Origin of the sequence: Flagellimonas iocasae, assembly GCF_042682725.1 — a bacterium.
GTDB classification, from domain to species: domain Bacteria; phylum Bacteroidota; class Bacteroidia; order Flavobacteriales; family Flavobacteriaceae; genus Flagellimonas; species Flagellimonas iocasae.
Genome location: NZ_JBHUHU010000002.1, coordinates 153,580 through 167,594, shown reverse-complemented (window position 1 = coordinate 167,594; position 14,015 = coordinate 153,580). Strand labels below are relative to the sequence as shown.

The 14,015-nt window shown below is 42.5% G+C and carries 13 protein-coding genes and 1 tRNA gene; 1 reads left to right on the top strand and 13 read right to left on the bottom strand.

Features of this window, described 5'->3' with window-relative positions; genetic code table 11:
- Position 1 precedes the first annotated feature (1 nt).
- Positions 2-655, bottom strand: coding sequence for a LysE family transporter (locus tag ACFSJE_RS06580; protein WP_379830191.1), 654 nt, complete (start codon positions 653-655; stop codon positions 2-4).
- Between the two features lie 104 nt (positions 656-759).
- Positions 760-1,206: a YHS domain-containing (seleno)protein gene (locus ACFSJE_RS06575; protein ID WP_379830190.1), complete on the bottom strand. Its 447-nt coding sequence runs from the start codon at positions 1,204-1,206 to the stop codon at positions 760-762.
- 159 nt (positions 1,207-1,365) lie between these two features.
- Between ACFSJE_RS06575 and ACFSJE_RS06570 the strand changes: the two genes are divergently transcribed.
- Positions 1,366-2,721 carry an AGE family epimerase/isomerase gene (locus tag ACFSJE_RS06570; RefSeq protein WP_379830189.1) on the top strand — a complete coding sequence of 452 codons (1,356 nt, stop codon included), beginning with the start codon at positions 1,366-1,368 and terminating at the stop codon, positions 2,719-2,721.
- Positions 2,722-2,786: 65 nt separating this feature from the next.
- Here the strand turns inward: ACFSJE_RS06570 and ACFSJE_RS06565 are convergent.
- The 11 genes from ACFSJE_RS06565 to mraY all read right to left on the bottom strand — a co-directional run bounded on the left by ACFSJE_RS06565 (position 2,787) and on the right by mraY (position 14,011).
- Positions 2,787-2,860: transfer RNA gene (locus ACFSJE_RS06565), tRNA-Arg, on the bottom strand.
- Position 2,861: 1 nt separating this feature from the next.
- Entirely contained in the window at positions 2,862-3,104 is a 243-nt protein-coding gene (locus ACFSJE_RS06560) for a GIY-YIG nuclease family protein (protein ID WP_379830188.1), read from the bottom strand.
- 70 nt (positions 3,105-3,174) lie between these two features.
- A complete protein-coding gene (locus ACFSJE_RS06555; RefSeq protein ID WP_379830187.1) occupies positions 3,175-3,624 on the bottom strand; it encodes a GatB/YqeY domain-containing protein in 450 nt (149 codons plus the stop codon).
- Positions 3,625-3,726: 102 nt separating this feature from the next.
- Positions 3,727-5,724: a cell division protein FtsZ gene (gene ftsZ, locus ACFSJE_RS06550; protein ID WP_379830186.1), complete on the bottom strand. Its 1,998-nt coding sequence runs from the start codon at positions 5,722-5,724 to the stop codon at positions 3,727-3,729.
- Between the two features lie 46 nt (positions 5,725-5,770).
- On the bottom strand, positions 5,771-7,105 hold the full coding sequence (ftsA, locus tag ACFSJE_RS06545; protein WP_379830185.1) for a cell division protein FtsA: 1,335 nt from the start codon (positions 7,103-7,105) through the stop codon (positions 5,771-5,773).
- A 3-nt stretch (positions 7,106-7,108) separates the two neighbouring features.
- Entirely contained in the window at positions 7,109-7,828 is a 720-nt protein-coding gene (locus ACFSJE_RS06540; RefSeq protein WP_379830184.1) for a cell division protein FtsQ/DivIB, read from the bottom strand.
- Positions 7,818-9,167 carry a UDP-N-acetylmuramate--L-alanine ligase gene (gene murC / locus ACFSJE_RS06535; RefSeq protein WP_379830183.1) on the bottom strand — a complete coding sequence of 450 codons (1,350 nt, stop codon included), beginning with the start codon at positions 9,165-9,167 and terminating at the stop codon, positions 7,818-7,820. Before murC ends, ACFSJE_RS06540 begins: the two co-directional genes overlap by 11 nt.
- Positions 9,164-10,252, bottom strand: a complete 1,089-nt coding sequence (murG, locus tag ACFSJE_RS06530; protein ID WP_379830182.1) for an undecaprenyldiphospho-muramoylpentapeptide beta-N-acetylglucosaminyltransferase — start codon at positions 10,250-10,252, stop codon at positions 9,164-9,166. Before murG ends, murC begins: the two co-directional genes overlap by 4 nt.
- Entirely contained in the window at positions 10,239-11,444 is a 1,206-nt protein-coding gene (locus tag ACFSJE_RS06525; protein WP_379830181.1) for an FtsW/RodA/SpoVE family cell cycle protein, read from the bottom strand. Before ACFSJE_RS06525 ends, murG begins: the two co-directional genes overlap by 14 nt.
- Positions 11,445-11,455: 11 nt before the next feature.
- Entirely contained in the window at positions 11,456-12,790 is a 1,335-nt protein-coding gene (gene murD / locus ACFSJE_RS06520) for a UDP-N-acetylmuramoyl-L-alanine--D-glutamate ligase (protein WP_379830180.1), read from the bottom strand.
- Positions 12,791-14,011 carry a phospho-N-acetylmuramoyl-pentapeptide-transferase gene (gene mraY, locus ACFSJE_RS06515; protein ID WP_379830179.1) on the bottom strand — a complete coding sequence of 407 codons (1,221 nt, stop codon included), beginning with the start codon at positions 14,009-14,011 and terminating at the stop codon, positions 12,791-12,793.
- Positions 14,012-14,015 lie beyond the last annotated feature (4 nt).

Genomic DNA, 14,015 nt, shown 5'->3' with positions numbered 1-14,015 from the left:
GTTAAGATGTTTTGTAATTAAGTCGTTTTTTGATGAATATGAACATAAGATAGAAAGAAAATCCAAGGTACAGCAACCCCATCAATAGATTTGTAATCATGCTGTAGCTGCCATAGTTGGTAAAGATATATTTACCCAATAACATAAATATGGCCAGACCTGTAATGGTGCCCAAACCTATCCCGGTCAAATAAAATGTATAGGAACTTTTTGATGCCATCAGAATATTTTTTTTCTCCAAAACCTTGTTCCAGGTCATCCAAAATGGAATTTGCAGTGGATTTAGGGCACTCAACAAAAGGCCCAACACAAAGGTGGATTGTAGTTTTGGTAGTAAATCAATCTTGGAACTTACTTTGGATACGCTGGCCGCATCCAAAAAACTGGTTATTGCCAAATATAATAGCAGAAGTATCCCGAAAGGGAGTACGTAGGTCATCAACTTTTCGCTTAAGTGCAAATGTTCATTCCCAATGAGCGTGAGTCGTACCATGACCAATTCTACCATTACCACAGCCAATGAAAACCAAAAGGCGGAGAGTAAACCTTGGGACGCAGCGATATCAAAAGCAGTCAAATTCAAGGTTCCCAAAGGCAAGGCGCCCAAAAAGCTGACCAAGAGACCTGAAAAACATACTTTTAAATACTTCTGCATACCTTATCTACGGAAATAAGCCTTGTAGTGGTTTCTAAAATAGGAATATCAGACGTGTTGTCACAAATCTCCCCTATGTTTTAGACTACGAAATTTGGAATCCGTTACTCGTTTTTAATTTTTTCCCAATTCTTGTCTGCTTTTGATTTTAAGTCTTGGGGTGATTCTTTGAGCCAAAGCTCCAAGGTATTAGTCTTTCCGGTATTGTAAAAAAGATAGAGCTTTCCGTCCCTGATTTCATAGGTTTCGGGATTGATGCTCACTTTTTTCCCGGAAACTGCCACCGCGTAAGCGCAATAACCTCCATATTGGGGGATGAACTTTTTAGGCGACGCTTTAAACTGCTCTAAATGCTCCTGACTGGAAAATTTATAATTGATGCCATCGTATTGGGTCGAAATTTCCTTGGAACCCTCTTGGGACATTCCCTCAAAATAGGAGACTACATCATATCCGTTGGCAGCGTAACCCTTTTTAGTATTGTAATCAATGGATTGTGCTTGAAGCAAAAAGCCTGTAATTAAAAAAAGGCTTACTACTATTTGTTTCATGACTTATAGGTTTGAAACTTTTAGTCCACATAGATGAAGCTTCCTTTCAAACAAAATCAAAAAAATCAGTTTTAGACTTAAAATCGTGAAGAGTTTCAGCTTACATTCTAAAAATATTGAGATTATCCTATCTTTAATGTGCACATATTGATTATTATCATGAAAAACCGCTGGATTCTTCCCTTTTTCGCAATGTTGTTATGCATTGGATGTTCCACAAAAGAGAAAAACAACACCGTTGACCAAGACCTTATCGCCGCTTTGGAAACCGCTGCTTACGAACAACTACTGGATAAATGGTATCCTTTGGCCGTGGATACTGTTGACGGTGGGTTTTACAGCGACCTCACTTATGACTTTAAAGTCGGCGAAAAACAGGACAAAATGATTGTTACCCAAGCAAGGCATGTATGGACAAACGCTGTGGCTTCTATCTACAATCCGAAAAAAAAGGAGGAGTACCTTTCCTATGCGGAACACGGATTCCAGTTTTTAAGAGACCATATGTGGGATGAAGTCAATGGTGGGTTTCACAACTTGGTCACCAAACAAGGTGAGCCTATTGAAGGCACAAAGACGGCCTATGGAAACTCTTTTGCCATTTATGGATTGGCTGCCTATTATCAAGCCTCCAAAAATGAAGAAGCATTGGATTTGGCCAAAAAGACATTCCTTTGGTTAGAGGAGGGTAGTCATGACAAGAATCATGGCGGATATTACCAAACATTGCACATTGATGGCTCACCTGTAGAACGTGCAGATGACACCCCCACCAACTCCAATGTTGGGTATAAAGACTACAACAGTTCCATACATCTTTTGGAAGCCCTGACCACCCTTTATGAGGTTTGGCCAGACGCTATTGTTGAGGAACGTGTCAAGGAAATGCTGACTTTGATTCGAGATACCTTTACCACAGAAAAAGGCTATATGCACCTCTATTTTGAAGGCAATTGGACGCCTGTATCCTTTAAAGACACCCCAAGAGATACCATATTGGCGCATTTTTATCAGGATCATGTTACTTTCGGACATGATGTGGAAACCGCTTTTTTGATGTTGGAAGCCTCAGAGGTTCTTGGAGATTGGCAGTTTGATTCGACATTGGTAAAGGGCAAGAAAATGGTAGACCACTCACTAAAAAATGGATGGGATAATGAGCTTGGAGGGTTTTATGATGGTGGCTATTACTTTAAGGGTAAAGATTCCATCACTATTGTGAATCACCATAAAAATTGGTGGACCCAAGCCGAAGGCTTGAACAGTTTATTGTTGATGGATTCATATTTCCCAAATGATTCGATGGACTATCGAGTCCATTTTGACAAGCTTTGGGAATACACCAATACCTATCTTATGGACAAGGAACATGGCGGTTGGTACTCATGGGGATTGGATACCCGACCAGAAACAAAAGATAACAACAAAGGAAATATTTGGAAAAGTGCTTACCATAATTATCGGGCATTAGCCCATTGCATTATGACTTTAGAGAAAGGCCATCGAAGTGAGTAAAGTCTAAATCTGTCAACCGAAGAAAATAAAAAAGCCCTGCATAAATTTGCGGGGCTTTTTAGTAGTGACCCAGGGAGGATTCGAACCCCCAACCCTCAGAGCCGAAATCTGATATTCTATCCAGTTGAACTACTGGGCCGCTATTGTAATTTTGATTTTAAAAACTCCCTTCCTATTCCTGTTTTAAAATATTTTTCCCTCTCAATGGCTTCTTCTTTTGTTTCGAACTTTTCAAAATAAACTAACTCCCAAGGTAGATAACCTTTAGTGGACTTAGTTTTTCCTGAGTTATGCTCTCCCAGCCTTTTCTCTATATCTTTCGTATGGCCTTTATATAGTCTTCCATCAACTAAACTCTTTATAATATAAGCATAATATGCCATCCGAAATCTGATATTCCCTGCCTGCCGGCAGGCAGGTATCCAGTTGAACTACTGGGCCGCTATGTACTACTTATGAACTTAATTTTGCTTTTACGATGTTGGAAATGGTCTTTCCATCGGCTTGTCCTGCCAATTCCTTGGAGACAATACCCATAACCTTTCCCATATCCTGCATTCCAGAAGCCCCGATGGAATCGATGGTCTGCACCACCACTTTTTCAATCTCTTCTTCTGTAAGTTGCTCAGGCAAAAACTTTTCAATCACTGCAACCTGCGCCAATTCTGGCTCAGCCAAATCTTCCCGTCCCTGCTGCTGATAGATGGCTGCACTGTCCTTACGCTGTTTTACCAGCTTTTGAACCAGCTTTACTTCATCTTCTTCAGACAGTTCGGTGCCCACTTTTTCCGTCTTTGCCAGTAAAATAGCGGATTTAATCGCTCGCAACGATTCCAAGGCAACCGTGTCCTTAGCTTTCATTGCGGCTTTCATTTCCGTCATTACTTTTTCCTGCAAATCCATTTCTGCATATTTTGGGCTGCGAAGATAAAAAATAAACCCGAAAGTCTCTTAACTATCGGGCTTATGCTTTCCATTAAAAAATGGATTTCAATTTAAACACTACTAATCAACATTATCGTGTAAAAAAGAGTTGTTGGAACGCAACTGTAAATCGTCGTTGCTATCCTCACTCAATGTAGTCCTGGATACTTTTTGCTCCTTGGGTACATCGTTTAAATCCACCCCTTGGCGCTTGTATGCAGGTTGTCTTTCTATCTCGTCTATGCTGTTCCTATTATTTTGGAACTTGTAGTTGAAATTTTTCAACTTTTTGCGACGCTCATCAGCACGCTCTTTCAATAATTCGCTGATAGAGCTATTGAATGGGTCCATATTGCCATTGGAATCACCCTCATTTTGGTTGGAAGCTTCCATTTTGATGGTCTTTTTCTCAAAAACTAACTCATTTTCCACCAATTTGGGCTCGTGGGTCTCCGCTTTTGACTTTGCCCCAGTAAGCTTGTTTTCCAATTCCATATACTCTTCCAAGTTATAGCGGGTCTCACCTTCATTCTTGTATTCCAGAACAGGTTTTACCTCCACATACTCGTTTACATTGATGTCACCTATGCCGTCATCCAAATTGAAGGTTACGGTGTGTTCTTTCTCGTCTTCCTCTTCTTCAACCTCGTTATTCAAAGGCATATCAAAACTCAACGTAAACTGGTCCTCATTGGCTTTTGGTGAAACCACCTCGGCATCGATTACCTCAATTTCATTAATGATATTTTTCGCCTCAATAATGATGAAATCATCCTCAACATACTCAGGAACCACTTCTTCGTAGAACACATTAAAATTGCGGATATAGCTTGTTGTAGGAATCAAATCAGACTCAGGCTCCTTTACTTTTGGAGGCTGCACTTGTGCTTTTGGTTGAGTTTCCTCAGTTTCTTCCTCTGGAGTTTCCAAGGTGTGCTTCACGATGGTAGGCTCTTCAGGTTGAACGGGCTGCTTTTCAATTTTAACCTCCTGCACCGATGTGGCCTCTGGGGTCAAATCTTGTTGTGCGGTTTGCTCATCTTCCAAGGTGTAAAACACTTTTTTGGATTCGGTATTGACAATATCATCCTGTTGGTCAACATTGAAACCCGTAGCAATAACGGTCACCGCAATGGCTTCGCCCAAGCTCTCGTCTTCACCCACACCCATGATGATGTTGGCTCCGTGGCCAGCTTCAACCTGAATATGGTCGTTGATTTCCCCAATTTCATCAATGGTGATTTCCTGTGCTCCAGAAACAATAAGCAACAGTACATTCTTGGCCCCGTTGATTTTGTTATCGTTCAGCAAAGGCGAATCCAAAGCCTTCATGATGGCTTCATTTGCCCTAGCAGAACCAGAGGCGGTGGCAGAGCCCATAATGGCCGTACCACTGTTGGAAAGTACCGTTTTGGCATCCCTAAGGTCAATGTTTTGCGTGTAGTGATGTGTAATTACCTCTGCGATTCCCCGCGCAGCAGTGGCCAAAACTTCATCCGCTTTGGAAAATCCGGCCTTAAACCCAAGATTACCGTAAACTTCCCGTAGTTTGTTGTTGTTAATGACAATCAATGAATCCACATTGGCACGCAATTTTTCAATACCCAACTGCGCCTGTTTGTTTCGCATGGCCCCTTCAAACAAGAAAGGCATGGTCACAATCCCCACGGTAAGCACATCCATTTCCTTGGCCAATTTGGCAATTACGGGAGCAGCACCCGTTCCTGTTCCACCGCCCATACCGGCAGTGATAAAGGCCATTTTGGTAGTACTCTCCAGCATACCTTTAATTTCTTCCATACTCTCCAAGGCAGCTTGTTCCCCAATATCTGGATTTGCTCCTGCTCCCAACCCTTCGGTCAAGGATACCCCCAACTGAATTTTATTGGGTACTGAACTATTTTGTAGGGCCTGCGCGTCTGTGTTACAGATAACGAAGTCCACTCCATTGATTCCTGCTTGGAACATGTGATTGATGGCATTGCTTCCACCACCTCCAACTCCGATTACTTTTATTACGTTGCTCTTGTTCTTGGGCAAATCAAAAGCGATGTTATCAAATTCGGCGTTCTTACTCATAACGGTTGTGTTTCTTTTACGGGGTTATACTCTGCTTTGTATGGGGTTATTCTGCGTTATCCAAAAAGTCCTTCAACTTCTCGGACCATTTATCAAATATTGATTTTCGGTCTTTATCCACATTCATGCTGGAGGATGCTGAAATCGACTCCTGTCCTACCAATTCCCTTTCCTCTTCTTGGGGAACAGATTCCTCTTCAGCAATAATCTTTTTTCCACCATTGGATTCCAGGGCATTCATTAAAAGTCCAACAGCCGTTGCATACAATGGACTTGCCACTTCCTCATCTGAATCTCCTGCCAGATGCTCATTGGGATATCCGATACGGGTATCCATTCCAGTGATGTATTCCACCAATTGCTTTAAATGCTTCAGTTGGCTTCCACCTCCGGTCAATACGATTCCTGCAATCAGTTTTTTCTTCTGGTCTTCGTGACCGTAGTTCTTGATTTCCACATACACCTGTTCCACAATCTCTACCACTCTGGCGTGAATGATTTTGGACAGGTTTTTTAATGTGATTTCTTTCGGCTCACGACCACGAAGTCCAGGAATGGAGACAATCTCGTTGTCCTTGTTTTCACCTGGCCATGCGGAACCAAATTTTATTTTGAGGAGTTCGGCCTGTTTCTCGATGATGGAACAGCCTTCCTTAATGTCTTCGGTAATGACGTTACCTCCAAATGGGATAACAGCAGTATGACGAATGATGCCATCCTTGAAAATGGCCAAATCCGTGGTACCACCACCTATATCAATCAAGGCCACACCGGCCTCTTTTTCTTCCTGACTCAACACCGCATCAGCGGATGCCAAGGGTTCCAGTGTAATATTACCCAAATCCAATCCGGCACTTTTAATACATCTTCCAATGTTTTTAATGGAGGATACTTGCCCTACCACTACGTGGAAATTGGCCTCCAAACGGCCACCATACATTCCTTTGGGTTCTTTAATCTCGGTTTGGCCATCCACTTTGTACTCCTGTGGCAATACGTGAATGATTTCCTCGCCGGGAAGCATGACCAATTTGTAGACTTGGTTGCAAAGGCGGTCTAAATCATCATTGTTGATGACTTCTTCCGAGTCTGGTCTGGTAATATAATCACTATGCTGAAGACTTCGGATGTGCTGTCCTGCAATACCCACCACCACGGAACCAATCTTAAGTCCAGAATTGACTTCGGCCTGTTCCACGGCCTGCTGAATAGAAGAAATGGTCTGCGTAATATTGTTGACCACCCCACGGTGCACACCCAGACTTTTGGACTTTCCAGTGCCCAAAATCTCTATTTTTCCATACTCATTTTCCTTACCAATGATCGCTACAATCTTGGTAGTTCCAATATCCAATCCAACTGAATAATTACCCTGTTCCATACGTTATATTTTGGTGCAAACCACTTGATTGTTGAACTCTAAACTCACTATTGCATAATCGGCCAAAGACAAATCTTTGGACGCTTTCGCATAAAAAGCCATAAAATTTTTGAACTTCTCGTTAAGGTTTTCCACTCCCCCTAGATTGACCACAAAGTTTTCCATTCGGAACCTTAGCTGGTACTTGCCTTCCTTCACAATGTGTATTCCAATGACATTTTTCCGAAGAAAATCGTCGTTGTTGATATAGTTCAAAATAACATAAGCGTCCTCCAGGGTTTTTCCCGTCACTTCACCTGTGATGATGGGAACCCTAGCCGAATGGTGCTTTGACAAAGGCATGCGTTCTCCCAAATCATCCAAATAAAATTTAGAGATTCCCTCTACTCTCCCAATCGGTTTACGCTGAACAATTTTGGAGATAAGCTCCCCATTTACAGTAAGATAGACTTGGGCGTTTTTCACCATAGCATTGGATTGGATTACCTCCTCTATGGTATTCAAAACTAACTGTTCTTTGTCCCTATTTTTTACGGGTCCGTAATTTTGTATTAACAATTTATTAACCGCGTCCTCCGTGATGTACAAGTTGTTCTCCCCCACAAATTTAATGGTGACATCCTCCACTTTTTTCTGCTTGCTACGATGATCGGCAAAGCCATAAAGCCCCACAACTGCTACCGATAAACAAGCCAATTTTATGTAATCCCAATTAACTCGCATACGCTAATTCTTTTTTGATTTTTGGCACCTCCATTCCAATATCTCCTGCACCCAAAGCCACCAAAACTCCAGTTTTACATTCCTTTATTTCTTCAATTAATTTTGATTTGGAAATCAATTTTTTGTGGGGGTTTTTTATTTTTTCCAACAGCCATTCCGAGGTAATTCCTTCAATCGGCTCCTCTCTGGCCGGATATATTTCTAACAATAAAATCACATCGAATTGCGAAAGACTTTCTGCAAATTCATCGGCAAAATCCCTTGTCCGTGAGAATAAATGGGGTTGAAAAATCACGGTGATTTTTTCACCGGGATGCACTTCGCGAATCGCTTGATACACCGCATCTATTTCCGCTGGATGATGCGCATAATCATCGATGAAAGCAAAGTCCTTTTCCTTAATTTGATACGAGAACCTGCGCTGTACTCCCTTAAAACTCGCTAAAGCTTCTGCAAGGCGGTGTGGTGGGCAGCCAGTTTGCACCGCCATCGCGAAAGCAGCTAATCCATTGAGCAAATTATGCCTTCCGGGTTTGTTGAAACGCACCTGTTTCAACACCTCCGAAGGCGTTACTAAATCAAATACGTAGGTTCCATGTTCAACTTCAATATGTTCAATTCGGTAGTCCGAACCATCTTCTATTCCAAAGGTTATGCCCTCCAACGGAAGTCCATTCCTCACGAAAAGTGTTCCTCCGGATTTTATCTTACTTGCAAAATCTCGGAACGATTGCTGCAATTCTTCTTTGGTGCCATAAATATCCAAATGGTCGGCATCCATGGAGGTAATGCAAGCCACATTGGGTGAAAGTCGTAAAAAGGAGCGATCAAACTCATCCGCTTCAACCACCGAATATTCATTTCCTTCTAACACAAAATTGCTGTTGAAATCTTCTGAAACGCCACCTAAAAATGCGGTGAAGGGCATGTTGCATTCTTTCATCAAGTGTGCCAAAATGCAGGATGTAGTTGTTTTTCCATGCGTTCCGGCCACAGCCAAACAAAATGTATCCTTGGTGATGATGCCCAACACTTCAGAGCGTTTTTTTATGTCAAAACCATTCTTTTTGAAGTACTGTAGCTCGGAATGTGCCGCAGGTACTGCGGGAGTATATACCACAAGAGTTTGAGGTTGTTTGAACGTCTCAGGGATTATCTCCACGTCATCCTCAAAGTGAACCGAAATACCCTTCTCCTCCAATCCATCCGTGATTGGGGTCGGGGTTTTGTCATAGCCAGCCACCGGTTTTCCAATAAAGTGGAAATAACGGGCCAATGCGGACATACCTATCCCTCCGATACCAATAAAATAGACGCTATGGATGTCCTTTATATTCACTTCAACAATTTTTCAATTTCATCTACAATATGTTCCGTGGCTTTGGGCATGGCCATTTTTTTGATGTTGGTTCCAAGCCTATTTTGGAGGTCTTGGGAATCCATCAGTTTTGTAAAACTCTTTTTAAATTCCTCGTCCAGTTCGGTTTCCTTCAACATGATAGCAGCATCTTTGGCCTCCAAGGCTTTTGCGTTTTGGGTCTGATGGTCCTCCGCCACATTGGGTGACGGAATGAAAATTACCGGCTTGCCTACCAAACACAATTCTGAAACAGAGCCTGCTCCCGCCCTTGAAATAATTACATCTCCGGCTGCGTAGGCAAAATCCATCCGGTTGACGAAGGCCAACACCTTCACAGAATCAGATTCATGTTTTTTGTACTCATCGTAGTAGAGTTTGCCGCACTGCCAAAGCACCTGCAAACCCATCGTTTCAAAAAAGTGGAGCTCTTTTTCAATCAATTGGTTGATGCGTCGCGCTCCCAAACTTCCCCCTAAAACCAAGACGGTTCTTTTGCTTTCATCCAACCCAAAGAAATCTACAGCTTCTTTTTTGGTCGATTTTATATCCACCAAATCCATGCGAATAGGATTACCTGTTTTCACAATCTTTTCCTCCGGAAAAAACCGGTCCATACCATCATAGGCCACACATATTTTCTCGGCATTTCCAGCCAACAGTTTGTTGGTTATTCCAGCAAACGAATTCTGTTCTTGAAGCACGCAGGGGATTCCCGCAGCGGCTGCCATTCGCAATAAAGGGCCACTGGCAAAACCTCCCGTGCCGATGGCGACATCAGGTTGAAATTGCCTTACTATTTTTCGTGCTTCGAACAAACTACTTATCAATTTGAATGGAAACATGAGATTTTTCAATGTCAGTTTCCGTTGTATTCCACTTATCCACAAGCCTTTTATCTCATACCCTGCTTGCGGTACTTTTTCCATTTCCATTTTATCCTTTGCCCCCACGAATAAAAATTCCGCATTTGGGTGCCTTCGTTTCAGCTCGTTGGCTATGGCAATGGCCGGATAAATATGTCCTCCGGTACCTCCTCCAGAAAGTATAAACCTAAATTTGTCCACTTAGTACTTCTAAAGGATTCGTTTCATCTATGTCATAGGATTGCTCCTCTAAATTTTCTGTTTTGTTGCTGGCGCTCAACACGATTCCGATGGCCATACAGGTCATCCAAATGGATGTCCCTCCCATACTTATTAAAGGCAATGGTTGACCCGTTACGGGAAACAACTGCACTACCACCGCCATATTGATAAAAGCCTGGAATACGATGGGCAACCCAACGCCAATGACCAATAATTTTGAAAAAACCGTCTTGGCGGAATGTGCTACCACTACAATCCGAAAGAGCAACAGCAGGTAAAAGAACAAGAGCGCTCCGCCGCCTAACAGTCCATATTCCTCAATAATGATGGCAAAAATGAAATCCGACGTACTCTGGGACAACAAATTTTTCATTACGCTCTTTCCTGCTCCTTTTCCAACGATTCCACCTTCAGCAATAGCAATTTGCGCCAATGTCAATTGGTGTAAATCGTCTTTATCAGCTTGTTCGGGGTGAATAAAGGTCTCAATCCTTGATTTCCAAGTTCCAGCTCTGTCCGGTAAAACCTCGGGCGCCTTGAACAATACAAACAGGAACATGCTGGCCAGCACAATTCCGGTACCAACCATAGCAAACAAATATTTTAGGGGATAACCTCCCAAAAAGCAGAGCACCAACACCAAAAAACAGATGATGGCCGCTGTGGAAAAGTTTTCGGGTAAAATCAAGAGTACCACAAGGGCTGTTGGCAACCAGAGCGGCAAAATGCTTTCTTTGAAAGTGATTTGTACATCCTTGATTTTGGTCAAATAGCGGGCTATCCAAATCATTAAAACCACGGAGGCCAAAGTCGATGTCTGGAAATTGACCCCCACAAAGGGAATCTTGATCCATCTGTTGGCCGTAACACCACCAATCTCAGTTTCCACCGTCAGTGTGTAGCCCAGCAATAGCAATACAATGGGCATGGCGATGATGGAAAGACCTTTGAAATAATGGGTAGGGATTCGGTGTACGGCATAAATAATCCCAAAGCCCAAGAACAAGAGTACGGCATGCTTCACCAAGTGACCCAGTGTGGTGCCGTCGTCATTAACATACACCAAATTGGTACTTGCACTGTAGACCGGCAAAAATGAGAAAAGGGCCAAGAGGGCCACGACGCCCCAAATGGCTTTGTCTCCTTTCAAATTTTTGAATACTGTCAACACAGGTTTTGGTTTTATAAATTCTTTACTGCTGCTTTAAATTGATCTCCACGATCCTCGTAATTCTGGAAAAGGTCGAAACTGGCACAGGCAGGGGACAACAAAACTGAATCGCCACGCTCTGCAATTTTATAGGCCACTTTCACCGCTTCTTCCATGGAATAGGTCTCTACCATCAAGTCAATCACATTGCCAAAGGCATCTATCAATTTAGAATTGTCCATTCCCAAACAAACAATGGCTTTGACCTTCTCACGAACCAATGGCATCAATTCTGCATAGTTGTTTCCTTTATCCACACCGCCAACAATCCAAACAATGGGCTTTTTAATCCCATCCAAGGCATAAAAAGTTGCATTGACGTTAGTTGCCTTTGAGTCGTTGATATACTCCACATGGTTGATTTTCAACACCTTCTCCAATCTATGGGGCACCCCCTGAAACGACTGGATACTCTGGCGGATCGTCTCCTTCCTGACCTTCACCAACAACGCCGCCATACTGGCTGCCATGGTGTTCTTTACGTTGTGCTGCCCTTCCAAGGCCAAAATATCTGTACTCATTTCCAAGGTTTTATGTTCTAATTCTATTCTAATTTTATTTTCTTCCAACCAAGCTCCTTCATTCAGTTTTTGCTTTACTGAAAAAGGAATCAATTTGGATTGAACTGGGTGTTCTTTTAACCATTCCCGAATTACTTCATCATCGGCATCATAAATCAGGTAATCATCCTTATCCTGATTCATGGCGATACGAAACTTGGATGCGATATAGTTTTCAAACTTGTACTCGTAGCGATCCAAGTGATCAGGTGTGATGTTGGTCAGGATGGCGATGTGCGGTTTAAAATCCACTATCCCATCCAACTGAAAGCTACTGATTTCCAACACATACTGGTCAAAATCCTGTTCCGCTACCATTTTTGCATAGCTATCGCCAATATTTCCAGCCATTCCCACGTTTAAACCCCCATCTTTTAAAAGATGATAGGTGAGCATGGTGGTAGTGGTCTTGCCATTACTTCCCGTAATTCCAATCAAGGTGGCATCCGTGTATTTTGATGCGAACTCAATCTCCGAAATCACTGGAATCCTTTTTTCAACAAGTGCTTTTACCAATGGCACCTTATCCGGAATACCAGGGCTTTTCATGACCACATCAGCATTCATGATTTTGGATTCGGTGTGTTCGCCGGACTCCCATTCAATCTCAAAATGTTCAAGAACTTCTTTGTATTTCTCTTTGATCTCGCCTTTGTCCGAAACAAAGACCTCAAATCCTTCCTTTTTTCCCAAAATGGCGGTTCCCACACCACTTTCTCCTCCTCCAAGTATCACCAAGCGCGCCATCTATCGAATTTTAAGGGTGACAATACTGATGATTGCCAATAAAATTCCAATGATCCAAAATCGGGTCACTATTTTGCTCTCGTGATATAGTTTCTTTTGATAATGATGGTGCAATGGTGCCATCAAGAATATCCGTTTTCCTTCACCATACTTCTTTTTGGTCCTTTTGAAATAGCCCACTTGCAGCATCACCGATAAAGATTCCGCGAAGAAGATTCCACAGAGAATGGGAATCAACAATTCCTTTCGGACAATGATAGCGATAACCGCAATGACCCCTCCAATGGTCAAACTTCCGGTGTCTCCCATAAAAACTTGAGCTGGATAGGCATTGTACCAAAGGAATCCAACTAAGGCTCCAACAAATGCTGCTATGAACACCACTAATTCCCCCACTCTGGGTAAATAAAAGATGTCGAGATAATTCGAAAATTGAATGTTTCCTGAAACCCAGGCGAATATTCCCAAGGTGAGTACTATAATGGCGGACGAGCCGGCAGCCAGTCCATCAATACCATCAGTAAGGTTGGCTCCATTGGACACTGCAGTGATGATAAAAATCACCACAGGGATGAAAATCAACCAGGCATATTTTTCCATACCATCACCCATCCAAGAAATCAATTCGGCATAATCCAACTCATTGTTCTTAAAGAAGGGCACATTTGTCCGAACGGCCTTGGTCTCTTCGCCAAAAACTCGCTCCACCTGAAAGTTTGAAGTGATACGGGTGGTATCCTTTTCCTTAATGGTCACTCCTGGATGGAAATAAAGCACGGCTCCCACTATCAATCCAAGAACCACCTGACCCATGACTTTGAAGCGGCCCTTCAATCCCTTTTTATCCTTTTTAAATATTTTGATGTAATCATCCACAAATCCAATGATACCCATCCAAACTGTGGTAATGATCAATAGAATGATGTATACGTTCTCGATATCGGCAAAGAGTAAAACGGGAATCAAGGTGGACCAGATAATGATCAAACCGCCCATAGTTGGTGTACCAGCTTTTTGTTGTTGACCTTCCAACCCTAAATCCCGGACAGTCTCCCCAATTTGCTTTTTCTGCAAAAAGAGGATGATTCGTTTTCCGTAGACCATTGCTATCAAAAGAGACAACAATACAGACATGGCCGCCCTAAACGTAAGGAACTGAAAAAGTCCCGCTCCAGGCAGTTGGTATTGTTTCTCTAAGTACTCAAACAAGTAGTATAGCATGGAC

Coding starts and splice junctions, on each gene's coding strand:
- ACFSJE_RS06580 (WP_379830191.1), bottom strand. CDS start 655: ATGCAGAAGTATTTAAAAGTATGTTTTTCAGGTCTCTTGGTCAGCTTT.
- ACFSJE_RS06575 (WP_379830190.1), bottom strand. CDS start 1,206: ATGAAACAAATAGTAGTAAGCCTTTTTTTAATTACAGGCTTTTTGCTT.
- ACFSJE_RS06570 (WP_379830189.1), top strand. CDS start 1,366: ATGAAAAACCGCTGGATTCTTCCCTTTTTCGCAATGTTGTTATGCATT.
- ACFSJE_RS06560 (WP_379830188.1), bottom strand. CDS start 3,104: ATGGCATATTATGCTTATATTATAAAGAGTTTAGTTGATGGAAGACTA.
- ACFSJE_RS06555 (WP_379830187.1), bottom strand. CDS start 3,624: ATGGATTTGCAGGAAAAAGTAATGACGGAAATGAAAGCCGCAATGAAA.
- ftsZ (WP_379830186.1), bottom strand. CDS start 5,724: ATGAGTAAGAACGCCGAATTTGATAACATCGCTTTTGATTTGCCCAAG.
- ftsA (WP_379830185.1), bottom strand. CDS start 7,105: ATGGAACAGGGTAATTATTCAGTTGGATTGGATATTGGAACTACCAAG.
- ACFSJE_RS06540 (WP_379830184.1), bottom strand. CDS start 7,828: ATGCGAGTTAATTGGGATTACATAAAATTGGCTTGTTTATCGGTAGCA.
- murD (WP_379830180.1), bottom strand. CDS start 12,790: ATGGCGCGCTTGGTGATACTTGGAGGAGGAGAAAGTGGTGTGGGAACC.
- mraY (WP_379830179.1), bottom strand. CDS start 14,011: ATGCTATACTACTTGTTTGAGTACTTAGAGAAACAATACCAACTGCCT.